The sequence below is a fragment of the Streptomyces misionensis genome (assembly GCF_900104815.1).
Classification (GTDB): domain Bacteria; phylum Actinomycetota; class Actinomycetes; order Streptomycetales; family Streptomycetaceae; genus Streptomyces; species Streptomyces misionensis.
The window spans coordinates 7,593,002-7,610,748 of sequence record NZ_FNTD01000004.1 but is presented as its reverse complement, the minus strand read 5'-3'; the positions used below and the strand labels follow the sequence as shown (position 1 = coordinate 7,610,748).

15 protein-coding genes are annotated in these 17,747 nt (G+C 74.1%); 8 read left to right on the top strand and 7 right to left on the bottom strand.

Features of this window, described 5'->3' with window-relative positions:
- Positions 1-38: 38 nt before the first annotated feature.
- Entirely contained in the window at positions 39-2,084 is a 2,046-nt protein-coding gene (gene efeU, locus BLW85_RS35400) for an iron uptake transporter permease EfeU (RefSeq protein ID WP_074995436.1), read from the bottom strand.
- A gap of 212 nt (positions 2,085-2,296) precedes the next feature.
- On the opposite strand from efeU, the gene BLW85_RS35395 reads away from it, so the two are divergent.
- The 4 genes from BLW85_RS35395 (at position 2,297) to BLW85_RS35380 (ending at position 6,298) form a co-directional block, all read left to right on the top strand.
- Entirely contained in the window at positions 2,297-2,956 is a 660-nt protein-coding gene (locus BLW85_RS35395) for a DedA family protein (RefSeq protein ID WP_070023374.1), read from the top strand.
- A gap of 31 nt (positions 2,957-2,987) precedes the next feature.
- Positions 2,988-3,737 carry a phosphatase PAP2 family protein gene (locus tag BLW85_RS35390; RefSeq protein WP_244174971.1) on the top strand — a complete coding sequence of 250 codons (750 nt, stop codon included), beginning with the start codon at positions 2,988-2,990 and terminating at the stop codon, positions 3,735-3,737.
- A gap of 764 nt (positions 3,738-4,501) precedes the next feature.
- Complete coding sequence (locus BLW85_RS35385; protein ID WP_074995434.1) at positions 4,502-4,879, top strand: hypothetical protein; 378 nt, start codon at positions 4,502-4,504, stop codon at positions 4,877-4,879.
- Between the two features lie 141 nt (positions 4,880-5,020).
- A complete protein-coding gene (locus BLW85_RS35380) occupies positions 5,021-6,298 on the top strand; it encodes a phthiocerol/phthiodiolone dimycocerosyl transferase family protein (protein ID WP_074995432.1) in 1,278 nt (425 codons plus the stop codon).
- Positions 6,299-6,423: 125 nt separating this feature from the next.
- On the opposite strand, the gene BLW85_RS35375 is transcribed toward BLW85_RS35380, so the two are convergent.
- Positions 6,424-7,956, bottom strand: a complete 1,533-nt coding sequence (locus tag BLW85_RS35375) for a sodium:solute symporter family protein (protein ID WP_074995430.1) — start codon at positions 7,954-7,956, stop codon at positions 6,424-6,426.
- A 316-nt stretch (positions 7,957-8,272) separates the two neighbouring features.
- Here BLW85_RS35375 and BLW85_RS35370 point away from each other — a divergent pair, with 316 nt between their 5' ends.
- Complete coding sequence (locus BLW85_RS35370) at positions 8,273-9,061, top strand: IclR family transcriptional regulator (protein WP_074995428.1); 789 nt, start codon at positions 8,273-8,275, stop codon at positions 9,059-9,061.
- A gap of 71 nt (positions 9,062-9,132) precedes the next feature.
- On the opposite strand, the gene BLW85_RS35365 is transcribed toward BLW85_RS35370, so the two are convergent.
- Complete coding sequence (locus BLW85_RS35365; protein WP_070023369.1) at positions 9,133-10,401, bottom strand: glucarate dehydratase family protein; 1,269 nt, start codon at positions 10,399-10,401, stop codon at positions 9,133-9,135.
- Positions 10,398-11,318, bottom strand: a complete 921-nt coding sequence (locus BLW85_RS35360; RefSeq protein ID WP_070023368.1) for a 5-dehydro-4-deoxyglucarate dehydratase — start codon at positions 11,316-11,318, stop codon at positions 10,398-10,400. The genes BLW85_RS35365 and BLW85_RS35360 overlap by 4 nt, the downstream gene beginning before the upstream one ends.
- A gap of 122 nt (positions 11,319-11,440) precedes the next feature.
- On the opposite strand from BLW85_RS35360, the gene BLW85_RS35355 reads away from it, so the two are divergent.
- Both BLW85_RS35355 and BLW85_RS35350 read left to right on the top strand, forming a co-directional pair.
- Positions 11,441-12,250 (top strand): NAD-dependent epimerase/dehydratase family protein, encoded by an 810-nt coding sequence (locus BLW85_RS35355; RefSeq protein ID WP_074995425.1) that lies wholly within the window; start codon positions 11,441-11,443, stop codon positions 12,248-12,250.
- A 79-nt stretch (positions 12,251-12,329) separates the two neighbouring features.
- Positions 12,330-13,835 (top strand): aldehyde dehydrogenase (NADP(+)), encoded by a 1,506-nt coding sequence (locus tag BLW85_RS35350; RefSeq protein ID WP_079172534.1) that lies wholly within the window; start codon positions 12,330-12,332, stop codon positions 13,833-13,835.
- A 32-nt stretch (positions 13,836-13,867) separates the two neighbouring features.
- On the opposite strand, the gene BLW85_RS35345 is transcribed toward BLW85_RS35350, so the two are convergent.
- From BLW85_RS35345 to BLW85_RS35335, 3 genes are all read right to left on the bottom strand, one after another.
- Positions 13,868-14,482: an ALF repeat-containing protein gene (locus tag BLW85_RS35345; protein WP_074995422.1), complete on the bottom strand. Its 615-nt coding sequence runs from the start codon at positions 14,480-14,482 to the stop codon at positions 13,868-13,870.
- Positions 14,483-14,748: 266 nt separating this feature from the next.
- A complete protein-coding gene (prcB, locus tag BLW85_RS35340) occupies positions 14,749-15,603 on the bottom strand; it encodes a proteasome subunit beta (RefSeq protein ID WP_074996331.1) in 855 nt (284 codons plus the stop codon).
- A 79-nt stretch (positions 15,604-15,682) separates the two neighbouring features.
- Positions 15,683-17,206 carry a hypothetical protein gene (locus BLW85_RS35335; protein WP_079172533.1) on the bottom strand — a complete coding sequence of 508 codons (1,524 nt, stop codon included), beginning with the start codon at positions 17,204-17,206 and terminating at the stop codon, positions 15,683-15,685.
- Between the two features lie 154 nt (positions 17,207-17,360).
- On the opposite strand from BLW85_RS35335, the gene BLW85_RS35330 reads away from it, so the two are divergent.
- Positions 17,361-17,732 carry a BlaI/MecI/CopY family transcriptional regulator gene (locus tag BLW85_RS35330; RefSeq protein ID WP_071828551.1) on the top strand — a complete coding sequence of 124 codons (372 nt, stop codon included), beginning with the start codon at positions 17,361-17,363 and terminating at the stop codon, positions 17,730-17,732.
- Positions 17,733-17,747: the final 15 nt, after the last annotated feature.

The window sequence follows — 17,747 nt, the reverse complement described above, 5'->3', positions numbered from 1 at the left end:
GGGCGGGTTCCCTTCGGGGTGCGGGTGCTGGGTGGTCATCAGGCGGACTTCCGGATCTCCAGCAGGTCCGGGACGGGGGCCAGGTCCTCGAGCAGCTGGCCGGTGGCCCCGTCCAGGCGCTGCCGGCCGGCCGCGGGGAGCTTCTCGACGGGGGTCCAGTGGCCGCCGTCGTGGGCCGCGTCCAGCAGCTTGTGCACCCGGTCGATGTCGGCGTCGACGGTGGGCAGCAGCCGGGGCGAGCGGCTGGTGAGCAGCGGCTCGAGGACGGTGAGCAGCTCGCGGGTGCCGGTGAGGTTGGCGTCGGCGGTGGCGAGGTTCGTGCCGCTGCCCTCGTCGGTGTCGCCGGTCAGCTCGAACTGGAGGGTGTTCTCCAGGATCTCGTGGGCGCGCAGCGGCAGGTCGCCGGGGTCGAAGTCCTGGCTCGGGAAGGCCTTGCGCAGCCCGGCGGCGTCCGTGTCCAGCTGCCGGGCGGGGCCGGTCAGCTCCTTGGCCGACTGGCCGTGCCACAGGCCGTACTCCAGACGGAGGAAGCCGGTGAAGTCCTTGTCGTGCTCGCCTCCGGGCAGGCCGTCGGCGCGGCCGTCGATCTTCTTGTCGAAGTCCTCGAAGGTGCCGTAGGCGGCGCCCAGCGAGGCGTAGGTGCGGTGGGCGGTGAGCCAGTCGGTGCGGGCCTTGTCCAGGTGGCCGCCCTCGATGTCGCGGCGGAGGGTGCCGGTCTGGCCGACGAGGGTGTCCAGGCCGTGGCCGACGTACGCCTTGTACGCCTTCAGGGGGCCGGCGAGGTCCTGCTCGGAGACGGGGGTGACCGGCTTGGCCGCGCCGCCGCCGCGCACCGTGACCGGCTTGGAGGTGACGGCCTTGCCGCTGGCCGGGACGCAGCGCCAGGCGTAGGTGCCGCCCGCGACGGTGGCGACGAGGTCGCGGGTGGTGCCGGGGGCGAGGCCCTCGATCTCGCCGTAGACCGCGTTGGTGGACGGATCGACCAGGTAGACCTCGGAGGCCTGCCGGCCGGTGTTGTGCATCCGGAAGGTCTGCCGGCCGGGCGTGGGCGCGGTGAAGCCCTTGCCGCAGTCGGTCTCGGAGACGGCCACGGTCTGGTCCCCGGCGGGCTTGGGGCGGCCGAGGGCGACGACCAGTGCCGCGATCACGGCGGGTACGGCGACCACGGCGACCGGAACCACCCAGGCCGGGCGGCGCCCGGTGCGGGACCGCGGGCCGGCGGGCTCCTCGGCGGCGGGCCGCTCGGCGGGCTCGGGCTTCGGCTTCGGAGCGGTGGCGCGCACGCCGCGCACGAACAGGGTCATCACCACGACGAGGTAGCCGACGTAGGCGACGACCTGGAGCCAGGTCATGGTGGGCATCAGGTTGAAGACGCCCTGGACGAGGGTGCTGTACCAGGAGCCCGCGTCGATGCTGCCGGCGAGGTCCACGGCGTAGGCCGTCCTGCCGGGCAGCACGCCGCCCTCCTGGAGGTCGCGCAGGCCGTAGCCGAGCACACCGGCGGCGATCACGACGAGGACCACGCCGGTGGCGGTGAAGAATTTGGTCAGGTTGATTTTGAGGACCCTGCGGTACAGGCCCCAGCACAGGCCGGCCGCGAGCACCAGTCCGATGGCGGCGCCGGTGAGCGGGCCCGCCGACTCACCGGCCGCCTGGGCGGTGGTCCACAGGAAGAGGGCGGTCTCCAGGCCCTCGCGGCCGACGGCGAGGAAGGAGGTGAGGACCAGCATCCCGGAGCCCATGGCGAGGGCGCCGGTGACCTTCTGCTTCAGCTCGCTGGAGAGGTTGCGGGCCGAGCGGCGCATCCAGAACACCATGGCGGTGACGAACGCGACGGCGATCACGCTGAGGGTGCCGCCGAATGCCTCCTGGGCGGTCTGCGGCATGGAGGCGGCGGTGAAGGTGAGGACCGCGCCGAAGCTCATCGCCACGGCTATCGCGGCCAGGACGCCGGTCCACACCTGCGGCAGCCGGGAGCGCGCCTCGGCGCGCACCAGTGTCGCGACCAGGATGGAGACGATGAGTCCGGCTTCGAGTCCCTCCCTCAGTCCGATCAGGAAACTCGGAAACGCGTCGTCCCACATGCCTGGCGGCCCTCCCAGTAACTTAGCGAAGGCATGCCTTACCTTCGCGACCATGATGACCACCCGTTCGTAGGCATCCGGTCATCAACCGGCAATCGCCGGGCAAAGCCCGGGCAGGAACCCCTGTCCGTGTTCGTCGGCACGAGGGGCTACCGTCTACAAATGTGTAGTCACATGTTGTCGAAGCAAGTCGAAGGAAAGGGCGTGCGGCGATGGCCACTCCCCCACATCTGGCGTCGCAGCTCGCGGTCAACGTGCTCGACGCCCACTCGCTGCTGGCCGCCTTCGGCGTGTTCGGCGTCGGCGTGGTGCTCTTCGCGGAGACAGGTCTGCTGATCGGGTTCTTCCTGCCCGGGGACTCGCTGCTGTTCACGGCGGGCCTGCTGTGCACCGGCTCGGCCGAGCACGGGCTGCACCTCTCGCTCGGACCGCTGCTGGTCGCGGCGGCGCTCGGCGCGCTGGTGGGCTCCCAGTGCGGGTTCCTGATCGGCCGGAAGGCGGGCGGCGCGCTGCTGGCCCGCACCCGCTCGGCGAAGCTGCGCGAGGGCGCCCGCCGCGCGGAGGAACTGCTGGAGCGGTACGGCCACGCGAAGGCGATCGTGCTGGCCCGGTTCGTGCCGGTGGTGCGCACGGTGCTCAATCCGATGGCGGGCGCGCTCGGCGTGCCGACCCGCACGTTCACCGTGTGGCAGGTGGTCGGTGGCCTGGTCTGGAGCCTCGGCCTCACCCTGGGCGGGTACGCGCTCGGCTCCTCGATCCCGAACGTCGACAAGTACCTGCTGCCGCTGATCGCCCTGATCGTCGTGGTCTCCCTCGTCCCGCTCGCCGCGGAGGTGCTGCGCTCGCGCAGGGCGGCGAAGGAGACACCGTGAGGTCCGCCCCGTGCCGAGGAGTGTTCCGGGCGTGCTCGGTCCGGTGAGCCGCAAGGGCCTCGCGGGGCTGGCCGCCTGGCCGGCCTTCGCCGCGCTGACCGTGCTGGTGGTCCTGGGCCACGGCGCCCCGCTGGCCCCCGACCGGGGCCTGCACGCCTGGTCCCTCGCACACCGGCCGCCGATGGCGGCTGCCGTGGCGCGGGGACTGACCGACACCGGCACCGGGGTCGTGCCGTACGCCCTCGCGGTACTGGCGGGCGTGATCGCGGCCCGTACGCGACGGCAGCGGGGCACCGCCGTGCTGCTGGCGCTGGGCTGTCTCGTCCTGGGGCAGGTCGCCCGGTACGGCGTGATGGCCCTGGTCGCCCGGGCCCGGCCCCCGCACGCGGACTGGCAGGCACTCGCCTCCGGCTGGTCGTACCCCTCCGGGCACACCACCACGTCGGCCATGACCGCCGGGCTGCTGATCGCGGCGCTGTACCTGCGCTCCCCGCGCGGCCGGGGGCCGCTGATGGCGCTGGCCGCCTGCTGGGCGGTGGGGGTCGGGCTGACCCGGGTCTTCCTGGGCGTGCACTGGTTCACCGACGTGGTGGGCGGCTGGCTGTTCGCGGCGGGCTGGCTCTGCGCGTGCGGTGCCGTGGCGGCCCGGTGGCTGCCCGGCCGGCTCGCCCCCGGCGCTCCGGAACCGGATCCGGCCGATCCGTCCGACGAGGCCGAGGCGCCGCTGGAGAGGGATACGGCCGAGGACCCTCGCCGTCGAGGCGGAGCACGCCCTGCGTGAGGTGCCGCGGCGGGGCCTCGCGGGCGCGGGCGTCGGGCCGGTCACCGCGACGGACGGCGCGAGCGCGCTGAGGACTGCGGCGTCGGAGGTGTCCGCCGTGCGTCTCGGACACGGAACCGCCGACCGCGGACGGCCCCGACGCGTGCCGGGTCCTGCGCGCCAACGGCTTCGCCACGGCGGTCGTGCCGCCGCCCGCGGGCTCGGGCCGACGGACCGGCTGTCGGATTCGCCGCGGCGCGGCGACGCTGTCTGCCCAAGCCGTCCCACCGCCGCGGAACCGGCCACCCGGCCGCCGGCGCGCTGCGCAGGAGCGCCACGCGGGCTCCGATGCGGACGGCCGCGACGGCGAGACCGCGCGCGGTGACCACAGGCCCGGACGGGTCCGCGACGGCCGGACCGGACGCGGCGGCTTCTGGCCCGGACGGGCTGTGACTGGACGCCGGCCGGCACAGCGCAGCACCCCACGGCCGTCGCGTCGCGTCGGCCTCACCCCCGGCGGAGTTCCGGTCCCGGCAGCTCACCAGGTGCGGTGAGCAGCTCACCACGGTCCGAGGGACCAGCCTGCCGTCCGGCGTGAACCGCCCGGCACCGGCCGGAACTCAGCCGAGCGCCGCAGCACCGTGGCCGCCGCGCCCAGCGGCCCGCGAACCGGCCGAGCGGACAGGATTTTCCGGCCGTCGAATTCGCCCTCCGCGGCGAAGCCGTCGCTGTAACGTCGGCCGCGGGCCCTCGCGAGGAGGGTCCGGGGAGGCAGGGGGAGGACCGTGTCAGACATTTCCCGGCGCACCGTCCTGGGCGCCACGGGCGCAGTCGCCGCTTCGGCGCTTCTCACGGCACCCGGCACGGCGCAGGCCGCCGAGGCCGCCGGCGGCAAGGGCGTGAGCACACCGCGCAACACCTCGAAGGAGACCGTGACACCCATGGCCGGTGGCAGCCAGACCCTCAAGTACGTGGCGTACGTCTCCAGTCCCGACATGGAGGTGCTCAACGACGCGACGTTCGGCGTCGACGCCGACCCCGCCGACATGTGGGCGTATCTCGACGACGCCACGGCGCGGCTGAAGGACAGACGTCCCTCCTATTCCTTCACCCCTCACCTCGTCCGGTACGACGAGGTCACCACCGAGATAGCGCACCCCTGACACGTACCGCGCCGACCCGGCCGGCGCGCGACCGTGCGCGGGGCATGACACCTCCCCTCGCGGCCGGCGCCGTGGTCGACTTCCCTCCCACCGGTCGGCGCACGGGCCGACCGGTGCCGGAAACGAGCGCAGGAGGCGGAGTTGATCCTCGAACGAGCGCTGGCGCCCAGCGAGGCGGCGATGGTCCTGGCCGGCAACCCCGTCGCCGTCGGCTGGACGGTGCACGGACGCCTGGACGTCGAGCTGCTGCGGGCCGCCGTCCACGAGCTGTCGCGCCGGACGCCCGTACTCGCGGCCCGGGTCGTCGAAGGACCCGACGGCCCGGTGCTGCGGCGCGACCTCGCCGACGCGCCCGTCGGCCTGGACCTCGCGCCCGACGGCTGGGCACCGCAGGACGCGGCCTTCCTGCGGCCCGGCGAGCGGGTGCTGCGCGTCCTGCTCCACCGCGACGCCCCGGACCGGCACACCCTCACCCTGCTCGCCTGGCACGCCGTCAGCGACGGCGCCTGCCTGATGGCACTGCACAGACGGCTGTGGTCGATCTGCCGGGAACTGGCCGGCGGGGCCGGTACGAGGGCCTCCGCGCCCGGTGAGCTGCCCCGGCCCGTGGAGGAACGGCTCCACGAGCGGTACGGCGCCGCGGACATCGCCGCGTACGCCACCCAGTGGTCGGCACGGCTGGACGCGTCGCGGTCGGCCGCCCTGGTGCCGCGGGCCGCCCGCGACGGCGGCCCGGGCCCGGCACAGGGAGCCCACCGCCACCGGTTCGTGCTGTCCGCCGACCAGACCCGGTCACTGATCCAGCAGGCACGCCGTGCCCGGGCGACCGTCAACAGCCTCGTCTGCGCCTTGGCGATGACGGCCGTCCGCGGCTTGCTGTCGCCCGACGACGGCCCGCTGCGGCAGAGCTGTCTGATCCCCGTCGACCTGCGGTCGCGGCTGCGTCCCCCGCTGCCGGCCGACGAGTTCGCCTTCGCCGCCTCCACGACCTCCGCCACCGCCCTGGTCGGCCCCGGCACACCGGCCGGCGCCCTCGCCGGGCAGATCAGCCGTCAGGTCCGGGACTCCCTCGGCGCCGGGCACGCCGAACTGGAGTACCTGGCCACCGCGCGGATGCTCGGCCGGCTGGCCTCCGCCGCCCTCACCGTGGCCGTCAGCAACGTGACCCACCACTGCACTCCCCCGGCGCTGCCCGACGGACTGACCGCCACGCGCCCGTTCGTCCTCACCATCCCTCCCGGCCCGCTCCCCACCCTCTTCGTCACCCGCCACCGCGAAGCCGTCTGCCTGGACCTCGTCCAGCCCCGCGCCTGGTACACCCGGGAACAGGCCGGCCAACTGGCCGACGCCCTGCGAAGCGCCGTCGCCGCCGTCACCGGGACACCCGACGTGGAAGACCTCACCCGCCCCGGAACCTGACCCTTCCTCACCCGCGACTCCCGGCCGTCCGGCGGCGGCCGGCACCCGGCGTCCCGACGGCCCCCGGACGACGACCGGGGGCCGGGCAGGACCGGGCGGTGGGACCGGCGCCCCTTCGGGCGGGGTCAGTCGGTGGCGGCGGCCAGCGACTCCCCGGTGGGGTCCGCGGGGCCCGCCGGCGCCCGAACGGCGTCGGTGCCGCTCACCGCCGTGGTGATCTCGTCCGCGACCGCGGACGGCTGCGGGAAGACCAGTCCGACGACCAGGTACAGGGCGAGGGAGGTCACCAGCGGCGTCGCGATGGTGAGCGTCTGGTCGGTGCTGTCCATGACGTACTTCACCACGACGAAGCTCGCCAGGCCGCACGCCCAGGAGATCAGCGCGGCCAGGGACCCCCAGCGGCGGAACGCCGGCAGCAGGCCGAGCAGCATCGGGATGGAGATCGGTCCCATCACCGCGGCGACGAGGGCGGTGATGATGCCCAGCGGCCCGCCGAAGTGCTTCGCCTCCATGGCGACCACCATGCTCACCGCGATGAACGAGACCGTGCAGACCCGCGCGGCGAGCAGTCCGGTCCTGGCACCGAGCGCCCGGCCCTTGCGGGCGACCGCCGGGATGATGTCCCGGACGACCACGGAGGCGATGGCGTTGGCGTCCGACGAGGCCATCGCCATGGTGTGCGAGAACATGCCGGCCAGGGTCAGGCCGACCAGACCGGCCGGCAGCAGGTTCTCCGCCATCAGCGCGTACACCTGCTGCGGGTCCGCGATGTGCGGCATCAGCACCGGCCCGACGACGGACGGGAAGAGCAGCACGGCGGGCCAGATCAGGTAGAGCACCGCGGACAGGACGGCCGAGCGCTTGGCGGCCGGGGCGGATTCCGTGGCCATGTAGCGCTGGGCCAGGTTCCACATGCCGCCGTTGTACTCGAAGAGCTTGACGACCACGTACGCCGTGAGGAAGCCGGCCGTGTACGGGCCCACCAGCGGGTGGGTGTGGCCGTCGGGCAGCCGGTGCCAGAGGGAGCCGAGGCCGGAGAAGCCGCCGACGTGGTCCAGGGTGACGATCACCATGGACAGCGCGGCGACGCCCTGGATGACGAACTGGCCGAAGTCGGTGAGGGCGTCCGCCCACAGGCCGCCGACGGTGCAGTAGACCAGGGTGACGACACCGGTGATCAGGATGCCGATGTTGAGCGAGACCCCGGTGAACACGTTCAGCAGGATGGCGACCGAGGCCCACTTGGCGGCGACGTCGAAGACCTTGAGCAGCGCACCGCTCCACGCCAGCGCCTGCTGGGTGGCGACGTTGTACCGCCGGGACAGGTACTCGAGCGGCGAGGCCACGTGGTAGCGACGGCGCAGCCGGTTCCAGCGCGGGGCGAACAGCCAGGCCCCGACACCGGTCGCGACGGCGAGCGGCAGGAACGCCCAGACGTAGATGGTGATGCCGTAGCTGTAGGCGACCGCCGCGTAGGCGACGAAGACGGCGGCGCTGTACCCCGACATGTGGTGCGAGATGCCGGACAGCCACCAGGGCATCCGGCCGCCGCCGGTGAAGTAGTCGCTCACGTCGTTGACGCGTCTGTGCGACCAGACGCCTATCAGCAGCATCACCACGAAGTAGCCACCGAGGGCCACCCAGTCCGGCCAAGCCATGCGAACTCCTCGATACCGACGGCGCGTCGGCAGTAGCGAGCGGTAGGGGGCGGAGGCGGTGCGTCGGCGCGCCGGGGCCCGGCCTCCATGCATGGACGAAAGCTCGACTTGACCACGTCGTCTACATATGTAGACTCAATTCTCATCCATGCTTTCCAGCGCGCACGTTAGCCTGGCGTACAGGGGCGGTCAACGTTTCGGGAAGTTTTCGTTGACGCGACGGGCGGACGCCCCGCCTCCGGTACGGCGAGGGACGCCGTCGGCGTTCGGGGACGGCGCGGCGGCCGGGGAGAGACAGGTGAATGGGGTGGAGCCAATGGCGGAGACGGGCGACGGCGCCCGCGGGCCGGTGAAGTCGGCGGAACGCACGGTCCAGATCATGGAGGTGCTGTCGGCCTCCCCGGAGCGGCTCACACTGGGCCAGCTCCAGGAGCGCACCGGATACCCGCGTTCGAGCCTGTACGCGCTGCTGCGCACCCTGGTGGGGCTCAAGTGGATCGAGGTCGAGGAGGGCGGCGATGCGGCCGGCTTCGGCATCGGCCCGCGCGCCCTGCTGTGCGGGACGGCGTACCTGGACCGGGACCCGGCGCTGCCGTACGCGGTGCGGCAGATCGAGCAGCTGCGCGCGGACGTCGGCTACACCACGCACTACGCCCGACTGGACGGCTCCAACGTCATCTATCTGGCCACCCGTGAGGCCACCGACTCCCGCCGGCTGACCTCCCGCGTGGGCAGGCAGCTCCCGGCGCACGCGACGGCCCTCGGCAAGGCGCTGCTCGCCGAGCTGACCGCGCGGGAGGTGGACGGGCTGCTGCCGGAGCGGCTGGACGCGCTCACCCCGCACACGGTCACCCGGCGCCCGGCGCTGCGGGAGGAACTGGAGCGGACGCGCACCCGCGGCTGGGCGCTGGAGAGCGAGCAGAACACCCCCGGACTGTGCTGCGTCGCCGCGGCGGTGCCGTACCGCATCCCGGCGACCGACGCGATCAGCTGCTCGATCCCGCTGGACCACGCCACGGACCAGGAGACCGAGCGGGTGGCGGAGGCGGTGAGCAGGCACGCCGCGGCCCTGGCCCAGACCCTGCGCCGCGACGGCATCCGCTGACGCGCGTCTGACCGATGGTGCCCCGCCGTCGGCGGGGCGCCATCGGTCTCACCGGCCCGGGGCCGGGGCCCTCACCAGCGGGGGACCTTCTTCTCGTACGACGGGTCGATCCGCCGCATGTAACCGGTGTCGTCGCGGTTGCGCAGTCCGCAGGACACGTACTGCTCGTGCAGGCGGGCCAGCGCGTCCCGGTCGAGTTCGACGCCGAGACCGGGCGCGGTGGGCACGGCGACGGAGCCGTCGCGGAACTCCAGGGCGCCCGGCGCGACGACCTCCTCGGTCTTCCAGGGCCAGTGGGTGTCGCAGGCGTACGTCAGGTTCGGCGTGGCCGCCGCCAGGTGGGTCATCGCGGCGAGGCTGATGCCCAGGTGCGAGTTGGAGTGCATGGACAGGCCCAGGTCGAAGGTGTCGCAGATCCCGGCGAGCACCTTCGAGCGCTGCAGACCGCCCCAGTAGTGGTGGTCGGACAGCACCACCTGGACCGCGTCCAGGGCGACCGCGGGCCTGAGTTCGTCGAAGGCGACCACGCACATGTTCGTGGCGAGCGGCATCGGCGCCTCGCGCGCGACCCGGGCCATGCCCTCCTGCCCCGGCGTGGGGTCCTCCAGGTACTCCAGGACGCCGTCCAGCTCGCGGGCCACCCTCAGGGAGGTCTCCACCGTCCAGGCGGCGTTGGGGTCGAGCCGCAGCGGCCGGCCGGGGAAGGCCTCGCGCAGGGCGCGGACCGCCTCCATCTCCTCCTCGGGCCGGAACACACCGCCCTTGAGCTTGAGGGCCGAGAAACCGTACTCGTCGATCATGCGGCGGGCCTGCGCCACGATCCCCTCGGGGTCGAGCGCCTCGCCCCAGGAGTCGGGCTCGTCACCGGGATGCCCGGCCCACTTGTAGAACAGGTAGGCACTGAAGGGCACGTGGTCCCGCACGGCGCCGCCGAGCAGGTCGGACACCGGGCGCCCGGCCGCCTTGCCCTGGATGTCCAGGCAGGCGACCTCGAAGGGCGAGAAGACCCGGTCCACCGTGCTGCTGGTGGTGATCATGCCGGTGAGGCCGTGCCCGTCGCTGCCGGTGTCCCCGCCGAGCGCGGCGGCGACCACGGCGTGCATCCGGCCGAGCCGGTGGACGTCCAGGCCCACCAGGGCGTCGGCGGCCTGCCGCAGCCGGCGCAGATGGCCCTCGTCGGCGTAGGTTTCGCCGAGACCGGTGATCCCCTGGTCGGTGTGCACCTCCAGGACGGCGCGCAGCGCGTACGGCTCGTGCACGCCGACGGCGTTGAGCAGGGCGGGGTCGCGGAAGGCGACGGGGGTCACGGTGACGTCGGTGATGCGGATCGCGTCGCTCATCGGGCGATGTCCTCCACGAGGGCCAGGCCTGCGTCGGTGATCCGGCGCAGGGCGTCGAGGTGTTCGGGGGCCGGGTCGACCAGCGGGGCGCGTACCCCGCCGACCTCCAGGCCCCGTTGCCGCACGCCCGCCTTGACCAGCGATACGGCGTAGCCCGGCACCTGGTCGCGCAGCGCCACGAGCGGGTGGAAGAACTCCCGCTGCAACCGCTCCACCGTGTGCCGGTCGCCCTTCTCGACCGCCTGGTAGAAGGCGTTGGAGATCTCCGGGGCGAAGCAGAAGACGGCGGAGGAGTACAGGTCGACGCCGATGCCGCGGTACGCCGGGACGGTCACCTCGGCGGTGGGCATGCCGTTGAAGAACTGGAACGGCTTGCCGGTGCCCGCGAGTTCGTGCCGTACCGCGGTCACGATGCGCGAGAGCCGGTCCAGGTCGCCGACCCCGTCCTTGAGGCCGACCACCTTGTCGTGGCGGGCCAGTTCGGCGGCGGTCGCGGCGTCGAAGCGGGCGTTGGAGCGGTTGTAGACGATGACCGGCAGATCGCCGGCGTCCGCGACCTGCCGCGTGTAGGCGGCGAGTCCGGCCGCCGGGGCCTGCACCAGGTAGGGCGGGAGCAGGAGCAGGCCGTCGGCGCCCGCGTCCTGGGCGATGCGCGAGTACCGGCGGGCCAGCGGCAGCGGGCCGCCGGTACCGGCGAACACCGGGACGCGGCCGGCCACGGTCTCGACCGCGGTGCGGACGGCCTCGCCGTGCTCCTCGGGGCTCAGGGCGTGGAACTCGCCCGTACCGCAGGCGACGAACACCCCTCCGGGACCGGCGGCGAGGCCGCGGCGCAGATGCTCGGCGAGCACCTCCCGGTCGACCTGCCCGGACGCCGTGAAGGGCGTCACCGGAAAGAACAGCACGCCGTCGAACATGGGCACTTGGCACTCCTCCGTCGTCTACATACGTAGACAGCCTCCACATTTGCGAACTTGCCTTCGAACTGTAAGACTCGGCCAGGAGCACGGTCAAGACGGCCCGGAGCCGCCGAGAGGAGATGGGGCGAGTGACCCAGCGCATCGTGATCACCGGAGCCGCGGGAGGGATGGGCACCTTGCTCCGCCCCCGGCTGGCCCGGAAGGGCCGGACCCTGCGGCTGCTGGACGTGGCGCCGGTACCGGACGCGGCCGAGGGCGAGGACGTGGAGTGCGTCCGGGTGTCGGTCACGGACCTGCCGGGGATGCGCGCCGCCCTCGCCGGGGCCGACGCGGTCATCCACCTCGGCGGCCTGAGCGTCGAGGGGCCGTGGGACCGCATCCTCGACATCAACATCAACGGCACCCGCACGGTCCTCGAAGCGGCCCGCCGGGCCGGCGTGCCCCGGGTGATCATCGCGAGCAGCAGCCACGCGGTGGGCTTCCACCCCCGGGGCGAGGGCGAGGCGCCGGACTACCTCTTCCCCCGGCCCGACACCTACTACGGCGTCAGCAAGGTGGCCGCCGAGGCCCTGGGCAGCCTCTACCACGACCGCTACGGCCTGGACGTGGTCTGCGTCCGCATCGGCGGCTGCTTCGAAACCCCCATCGCCACCCGCCAGTTGGCCACCTGGCTGTCCCCGGACGACTGCGCGCGCCTGATGGAGGCGCTCATCGCCACGCCCTCGCCCGGCTTCCGCGTGGTGTGGGGCGTCTCGGACAACACCCGCCGCTGGTTCTCGCTGGACGAGGCACGCGCCCTGGGCTACGAGCCCCGGGACGACGCCGAGCGCTTCGCCGACGAACTCCAGGGCCGGCACGACCCGTTGGACGAGATCCACCTGGGCGGCGCCTTCTGCTCGCCCGAACTCGACGCGGACGCGGACGACTGACACGGCACCCGCCGCCACGGCCCGCCGCCCCGCGGTTCCCCCGAATCCCCCTGTACGACCCGGAGGTTCGACCGATCCGATGACCGACACCACGACCGCCCCGCTGCGGGGCATCAGCCCGCGTACCGGTGAGCCCGTCGGCGACCCGGTCCCCGTGTCCACCGCGCAGGACGTCGACGCCGCGGCCCGTGCCGCCGCCCGGGCCTTCCCCCTCTGGTCCGCGCTGCCCGCCGCCGACCGGGCCGCGGCCCTCGACGCCGCCGCCGACGCGCTGGACGCGGCCCGCGAGGAACTCGTCGCGGTCGCCGACGCCGAGACCGCGCTCGGCGAGGTCCGACTGACCGGCGAGGTGGGCCGCACCAGCGGCCAGCTGCGCCTGTTCGCCGAGGTGCTGCGCGACGGCGGCCATGTGCAGGCCGTCCTCACCCCGGCCGACCCGGCCGCCGGGCGTCCCGACATCCGCCGGATGCGCCAGGCGATCGGTCCGGTGGCCGTGTTCAGCGCCTCCAACTTCCCGTTCGCCTTCTCCGTGGCGGGCGGTGACACCGCTTCCGCCCTCGCGGCCGGCTGCCCGGTCGTGGTCAAGGCGCACGAGGGCCACCCGGCGACCTCGGTCGCGGTCGCGCGCGTCGTCGCCGGGGCGCTGCGCGCCGCCGGCGCCCCCGACGGCGTCCTCGGCCTGGTCACGGGCTTCGAGGCGGGTACCGCGCTGGTGAACCACCCCGCCGTCAAGGCCGTCGGTTTCACCGGCTCGCAGTCCGGCGGCCGGGCCCTGTTCGATCTCGCCGCCGCCCGCCCCGAACCGATCCCCTTCTACGGCGAACTCGGCAGCGTCAACCCGGTGGTGGTCCTGCCGGACGCCGCCGCACGGCGCACCGGGGAGATCGCCGAGGGGTACGCCCGGTCGCTCACCCTGGGCACCGGCCAGTTCTGCACCAACCCCGGCCTGCTGTTCGTCCCCGAGGACGGCCCGCTGGTGGACGCCGTCGCCGCCGCGGTCGGCGCCACCGCGACCGGAGCCATGCTGACGGCCGGCATCCGGGACGGGTACCGGGCCCGGGTCGCCGCACTGGACGAGTCGACCGGCCTCGTCCCGCTGGCCTCCGGAGACGCGAACGACGACTCCTTCGCGGTGGCACCGCGCGTGTGGCGGTGTTCCCTGACGTCCTTCGCCGAGCATCTGGACGTCCTTGCCGAGGAGTGCTTCGGCCCGGCCGGCCTGGTGGTGACGTACCCGGACCCGGACGCGCTGGCCGAGGCACTGGCGGCCCTCCCGGGCAGCCTCACCGGTTCGGTGCACGCCACAGCCGGTGACGCGGCGGCGGCCGCCCGGGTGGCCGCGGTGCTGCGGCACCGCGTGGGCCGCCTGGTCCACAACGGCTGGCCGACCGGCGTCGCCGTCTGCTGGGCCATGCACCACGGCGGCCCGTGGCCGTCGACGACGGCTTCGCTGCACACCTCGGTGGGGGCCACGGCGATCGACCGCTGGCTGGTCCCGGTCGCCTACCAGGACTGGCCGGACGAACTGCTCCCGCCCGAGCTCCAGGACGCCAATCCGCTGGGGCTTCCCCGCCGGGTGGGCTGATCGGACCGCCGGAGCGCGGGCGTTCCGATCGGCTAGGCGCCCACCTCGTAGCGCCCGTGCTCCAGGAAGTAGCGCAGCGCCTCCGGCGTGCCGTCGTCCAGGGTTTTCTCCGCCGCCGCGCGGAGGGCCGGGCTGGTGGCCGGGTCGGCGAGGATGCGGAAGATCGCCACCCTGTCGTCCTCGGCCTGAGCCGTTCGGTAGCCGGTCTCCAGGAAGGCGCGCAGGGCCTCCGGGGAACCGTCGTCCAGCGCCGCGTTGGCCGCCCGGACGACCGCCTTGTCGTTGTTCTGCTGGGCGAGGTACAGGATGCGGGCGATCGCGACGGCGTCGTCCTCCGCCTGGGCCTGCCGGTAGCCCGTCTCCAGGAAGGCACGCAGGGCCTCCGGGGAACCATCGTCCAGCGCCGCGTTGGCCGCCCGGACGACCGCCTTCTGGTTGTTCTGCTGCGCGGCGCCCAGGATGCGCAGGACGGCGACCCGGAGGTCGTCGTCCGGCATGTCGCCGACCAGGGTCTCGGTGGCCGCCGTCGCGGGCGTCGCCACGGCCGTGGTGGTGGACGTGCCCTCGGCGAAGGCCGGAGCGCTGAGCAGGAGTGCCGGGGTCAGTGCGGTGGCCGCGACGGTCAGGGCGGCGCGGGTCAGTCTCATACGGGAACGCTCCTTGCTGGCCTGGAAGTGCGGGCGGAGTGCGCACGCGGACATCGTGTCGGCGGACGAGGCGCCGGCCCGGCCCACACCGCCGTCGCCCTGTCGTCGCCAGGAGACGGTGGCATGCGGCCCTCCCCCGAGCCCGTGCGTGCCCCGTGCCTCATCCGCCGTACGGCAATCTAGACGGCGGTGCCGCCCGCGTTCATTGCCCGGAGCAGGAAGTGTTCGGGGTTTGTTCGTTGCCGTTCGAATGTCGCCCGGGGGAGCTACGGCTCGACGTGCGGACCGTCCGGGCGGCCCGCGCGCTGGCCCACCATCTCCCGGCTCAGCTCCTCGGTCTGCGACTGCGGCATCCGTTCGAAGCCGTCCTCGGTGATGAACGAAATGATCGGGAAGATGCGGCGGTTGAGGTCGGGGCCGCCGGTGGCCGAGTCGTCGTCGGCGGCGTCGTACAGCGCGTGCAGCGCGGCGAGCGCGGCCTCGCGGCGCGGCAGGCCCGGCCGGTAGAGCTTCTTCAACGCGCCGCGGGCGTACGGGGATCCGGAGCCCTCCGCGTGGAAGCCGCGCTTCTCGTACAGGCCGCCGACCGCGTCGTAGGCGAAGATGCGGCCGCCCTCCCCCGTCGGCGCGGTCAGGTCGTAGCCCGCGAGCAGGGGGACGACGACGAGGCCCTGCATGGCCTGGGCGAGGTTCTGCCGGATCATGGCCGCGAGACGCGTGGCCTTCGCGGCGAGGGTCATCGGCGTGCCCTCGATCTTCTCGAAGTGGGTCAGCTCGACCTGGTAGAGCCGCACCATGTCGAGGGCGAGTCCGACGGTGCCGGCGAAGGCGACGGCGGTGTGCTCGTCGGCGGGGTGGACCTTCTCCAGATCGCGCTGGGCGATCAGGTTGCCCATGGTGGCCCGGCGGTCCCCGGCGATCAGCACGCCGTCGGCGTAGGTGAGGGCGAGCACGGTGGTGCCGTGCGGGAACCGGCCGGGGGCCGCGCTCGTCCCGGCGGGCAGCGGGGACACGGTGGGCAGCAGGCCCGGCCGGTGCGCGGCCAGGAACTCGGTGAAGGACGAACCCCCGGGCGTGAAGAACGCCTCGTCCGGCAGCCCCGCGGTGTCGTTCCCCGTCATCTGCTTCCCCTCCGTCGGCACGCGGTCTCCTCCGTTCCTACCTCGCCGGACGCACCGGAAACCCCACGGGGCGACGCCGTCACACACCGCTGCCCGGCAGCGTGTAGTACAGCCGCCGGCCCTCGGCCGGGACCCAGGCCCAGTCGCGGGCGTAGGCGGGCGGCCGGGCGCCTTCGGGAACCAGCGTGGCCGCCGGAATGCGCCGGGCGGTGCGGGCGATGGCGTCGGCGGTCGAGTTGGCGTTGGGTCCGCTGGTCGCGGCCGAGGCGCAGCCGGCGTAGAAGGCGACCGGCAGTGCCTCGTCGCCGGTGACCAGGCAGGGGGCGCGGACGCCGACCCGGTGCAGGGTGGCGGCGGTGCGCGACCAGGCGCGGTGGGCGGCGGTGGTGCCGCGCACCGTGTGGGTGAGCACGCTCAGTTGGGCGCCGAGGTGCAGCGCGAGGGCCAGGCACAGCAGGGTGCGGACGACCGGGCGCCAGGGCCCGCGCGGGGCGGTCGCGAGCCGCGGCAGCGCGGCGGCGACCGGGACCGCCAGCAGGGCGTAGGCGGGCAGCAGGAAGCGGGGGGCCGCGTAGCCGATGAGGAAGAGGTAGGGGAAGGCGGCCGACGCCGCGCAGGCGAGCGGCAGCGCGGTGGCCGCCGCGCGCCGGGCGCGGACCGCGAGGACCAGGGCGAGCAGCGCGAGCGGGGGCAGCGCGAACCACCAGGCGATGACGAGCGGGCTGGGCAGGGCGCCCGTGCACGGCCGGCACAGGGAGCGTCCGCCGAGGCTGCGCAGTTGGTCGGTCACGGCGACGTGCCAGCCGAGCCCGCCCTGGATCGCCGAGCCCTCGTGCAGCCGGTGGACGAGGCCGCCGTAGCCGACGTACGCCTCGATCACCCACTCGGCCACCCCGGCGGCGAGCCCCGCGAGCAGCGCGGCCGACCGCTTCCAGGAGCGGCGCGCCAGCGCGACGGCGAGCAGGGGCAGTACGGTCCAGACCGCGTCCACGGGACGCATCCAGCCCATCAGCGCGGTGCCGGCGGCGAGGCCCCCGAGCGCGGCCCGGTCGCGGCCCGTGGGCGGCGCGCCCGCGGATGACGTTCTCGCGGGCGGCTCGCCGACGCGTAGGAAGAGCCCGGTCGCCGTCAACGCCCCGATCGCCACCCAGTAGTTGGGCATGGCCTGGGGGCCGTAGAAGAGGGTGATCCACAGGGAGGCGAAGAGCGCGCCCGCGAGGGCGAGGACCCGGACCGGGAAGAGTCCGCGCCAGGCGCGCAGTGCCAGGTACAGGGCGAGGCCGGACAGGACGGCGAGGTAGCAGCGCAGCAGGACCGTCGAGGACGACCACGCGGTGACGGGTGCGACGAGCAGGGAGATGCCGCGGGCCCGGGGCGCGCTGAAGTAGGCCGCGGGGGCGTGCAGGCTGATCTGGCTGACGTACACCGTCTCGTCCCAGCCGAGTCCCATGCCGGGTCGTACCAGGAGCAGTTGGGCCAGGGTGAAGGCCGCGGCGACGGCCGCGAGCGGGACGGCGGCCCGCGGGCCGGGACCGCGCCCGGTCAGGTGCCGGGAGCGCGCGGCCCGCGTCCCGGCGAGTGCGGCATCCGTGCTGCCGGCCATCCTCACCCCTTCGCCCCGTGCGGGCAGAACCGGAGGGCACCACCACATCACGGAGCCGCCGCGGATCGGGGGCGGACCCGCCCACTTCCGCCCGGTTGGTGGGCGGACGGGCACGGCCCGCGGGCCCTGCCCCTACGCGCTGTAAGGTTGGGGCATGGCTAGGGCGGAACGGCGCAGCGCCGGTGAGCTGGAGAGTGAGGTGCTGGCCGCCCTGTGGGCCACCGATCGGCCGCTCACGCCGGCGGAGATCCAGACCGAGATCGGCGGTCTCGCGTACAACACCGTGCACACCATCCTCAAACGGCTGTACGACAAGGGACTGGTGCTGCGGGACGCGGACGGGCGGCGCGGCGCGTACCGCCCGTCGAAGAACGCGGCCGAGCTGACCGCCGAGGCCATGCGCCGGGCCCTGGACCGGGGCCCCGACCCGATCGCCGCCCTCCAGCAGTTCGTGACCGGTCTGAGCCGCGAGGAGGAGCGGGCCCTGCGCGAGCTGCTGGCGCAGGGCGGGGGCGACCCGGGCTGAGCGGTGCCGCCCCGG

Coding starts and splice junctions, on each gene's coding strand:
- efeU (WP_074995436.1), bottom strand. CDS start 2,084: ATGTGGGACGACGCGTTTCCGAGTTTCCTGATCGGACTGAGGGAGGGA.
- BLW85_RS35395 (WP_070023374.1), top strand. CDS start 2,297: ATGGCCACTCCCCCACATCTGGCGTCGCAGCTCGCGGTCAACGTGCTC.
- BLW85_RS35375 (WP_074995430.1), bottom strand. CDS start 7,956: ATGGCTTGGCCGGACTGGGTGGCCCTCGGTGGCTACTTCGTGGTGATG.
- BLW85_RS35370 (WP_074995428.1), top strand. CDS start 8,273: ATGGCGGAGACGGGCGACGGCGCCCGCGGGCCGGTGAAGTCGGCGGAA.
- BLW85_RS35365 (WP_070023369.1), bottom strand. CDS start 10,401: ATGAGCGACGCGATCCGCATCACCGACGTCACCGTGACCCCCGTCGCC.
- BLW85_RS35360 (WP_070023368.1), bottom strand. CDS start 11,318: ATGTTCGACGGCGTGCTGTTCTTTCCGGTGACGCCCTTCACGGCGTCC.
- BLW85_RS35355 (WP_074995425.1), top strand. CDS start 11,441: ATGGGGCGAGTGACCCAGCGCATCGTGATCACCGGAGCCGCGGGAGGG.
- BLW85_RS35350 (WP_079172534.1), top strand. CDS start 12,330: ATGACCGACACCACGACCGCCCCGCTGCGGGGCATCAGCCCGCGTACC.
- BLW85_RS35345 (WP_074995422.1), bottom strand. CDS start 14,482: ATGAGACTGACCCGCGCCGCCCTGACCGTCGCGGCCACCGCACTGACC.
- prcB (WP_074996331.1), bottom strand. CDS start 15,603: ATGACGGGGAACGACACCGCGGGGCTGCCGGACGAGGCGTTCTTCACG.
- BLW85_RS35335 (WP_079172533.1), bottom strand. CDS start 17,206: ATGGCCGGCAGCACGGATGCCGCACTCGCCGGGACGCGGGCCGCGCGC.
- BLW85_RS35330 (WP_071828551.1), top strand. CDS start 17,361: ATGGCTAGGGCGGAACGGCGCAGCGCCGGTGAGCTGGAGAGTGAGGTG.